Source organism: Photobacterium lucens (assembly GCF_009873615.1).
GTDB classification, from domain to species: domain Bacteria; phylum Pseudomonadota; class Gammaproteobacteria; order Enterobacterales; family Vibrionaceae; genus Photobacterium; species Photobacterium lucens.
This window is the reverse complement of the sequence record NZ_SSMG01000432.1, coordinates 1-1,503: the sequence shown is the minus strand read 5'-3', so window position 1 is coordinate 1,503 and position 1,503 is coordinate 1. Positions and strand designations below refer to the sequence as shown.

General features: G+C 33.5%; 1 protein-coding gene and 1 tRNA gene. Both read left to right on the top strand.

All coding sequences use genetic code 11. The features are described 5' to 3' along the window. Positions 1-50: 50 nt before the first annotated feature. Positions 51-127 (top strand) — tRNA-Val (locus E5A76_RS17400). A 296-nt stretch (positions 128-423) separates the two neighbouring features. Further along, the coding region (locus E5A76_RS17395; RefSeq protein ID WP_161119707.1) for a hypothetical protein at positions 424-1,503 on the top strand (1,080 nt) is incomplete at its 3' end.

The following is a 1,503-nucleotide window of genomic DNA, read 5'->3' as shown; positions in this document are numbered from 1 at the left end:
AAATTCAATGATTAAACCAACCAGATTTAATCATATAAAAAATACAATATGCGTCTGTAGCTCAGCTGGTTAGAGTACTACCTTGACATGGTAGGGGTCGGTGGTTCGAGTCCACTCAGACGCACCAAATTATCTTAAGATACAACGAAGCCTGCTTTTAAGCGGGCTTTTTTGTGACTGAAATTTATTTTAACTCCTTAGCTGCTAACCATCTCCTACTTCTAATTACGTCACCCTCATTAACGTTTCACTCTACTAGATATCAATAGAGCGATCTTTTATTAAGATCCTGTTTTTAAAGTAACAAAGCGTTACTAGCATCATGATTTTAAAAGTTTATACATACTACAATTGTCTAAATTTTAAGGCTCTCCAATAAAGAAAATTAGAATTTAATTTTAATCTAGTAAAATAGGGGAAAGTGTGGAATTTACTAATACCATTGATTACCACAGGAAAAATCCAGATGTATCATTATCTGAATATTATCGCATGCTACGCCTTGAACTGTCCTCCTCACTTAGCACTAAGAAAAAGATATACTTAGATACTAAATTTTGGGTGTTACTTCGAAATGGTTCAATGAACCCGAATGTTTATAAACAAGAATATTACTTACTTCAGCTAGCTTTAAAACTAGTAGAAAACGGAACATGTATTTTCCCTATTAGCGAAGATGTCTTCATTGAAGTAACTCGACAAACCGATAAAGAAACTCTATTAAACACAGTCAAACTAATTGATCTATTATCCCAAGGAGTTTCAACAATAAGTCATGATGAAAGAATCGAATTTGAAGTAATGCATTTTATCTATTCACATTTAAAGCAAGATGTTTACTTACCTCAGGAAATGGTATGGACTAAATTATCCTATACCATGGGTTTTAGTTCATTCTCTCATGAATATATTGCTGATTCAGAAAATTTAGTAATTCAAAAAGCATTTACAGACCATATGTGGTCTATTGCACTCGTAGACCAAATCAAAAAGATGCTTGAAAACCGAGCTTTTGATGATTTACCTAAACCACCAACTGCAGAAAACATTAACTTAGGTCAATTCGCACATGCAAATGAAGCATCAAGCTTTAAACAAATGTTTATGAATGAAGTCTCTGGGTGGATCGATTTTTATAAGGATTTATTATGTGAACTCATGGAGCACTGTTACTCGAATCTAAGTAATAATCCTGCTTCTAGCTGTCTAACAAAGCAAGAACGGGATAAAAAGAGACAAGAAATATCCTTGCTTATTTATAATATTTTTCGACTTGATAAAATAGGGACATATCTACCTTCAGCTCGTATTACATCAAGCTTATATGCAGCAGTCCGATGGGACAAAAAACAAAAGTTTCAGGATCATGACTTTCATGATTTTCGTCATGCTAGCGCCGCACTTCCATATTTTGATCACTTTTTTACAGAAAAGCGTCTAACCCATCTAGTAACACAAAAACATTTACAGTTAGATCAAATATTTAAGTGTCAAGTATGCTCA